The organism is Burkholderia sp. SIMBA_051 (assembly GCF_046534915.1).
Classification (GTDB): Bacteria; Pseudomonadota; Gammaproteobacteria; order Burkholderiales; family Burkholderiaceae; genus Burkholderia; species Burkholderia ambifaria.
This window is the reverse complement of record NZ_JAWRXS010000128.1, coordinates 1-322: the sequence shown is the minus strand read 5'-3', so window position 1 is coordinate 322 and position 322 is coordinate 1. Positions and strand designations below refer to the sequence as shown.

General features: G+C 59.0%; 1 pseudogene. It reads right to left on the bottom strand.

The window, feature by feature from the left end:
• Positions 1–271, bottom strand: a pseudogene (locus tag SB771_RS33865) (IS21 family transposase); the annotation flags it as partial.
• Positions 272–322 lie beyond the last annotated feature (51 nt).

Below are 322 nucleotides of genomic sequence, written 5' to 3'. Positions count from 1 at the left end.
AGTCACGGATCTGCTCGCGAAACGGCTCGAGCGTGGACACGCATGTGCTCGGCAAATGTGGAGTGCGGCCAAACACGCCGGCAATCACGGTATCGTCAGGCAACGGCTGCCCGGGATTCAGCCAGCCGCGCTCGTCGGCCATACGACGAACAGCGGTCAACTTCTTGCGACCCATCAGGCCGCTACGCCCGATGTCGCGATCAGAATCGCCTTGCCGCATGCGGACAAGGACTTGACGGTACTCAAACAATTCGAACCTCCGGTTGGTCATGGACACTCCGTTCAGAAAGAACGGGAGCGTACCCATCTGGAAAGTTCGAAT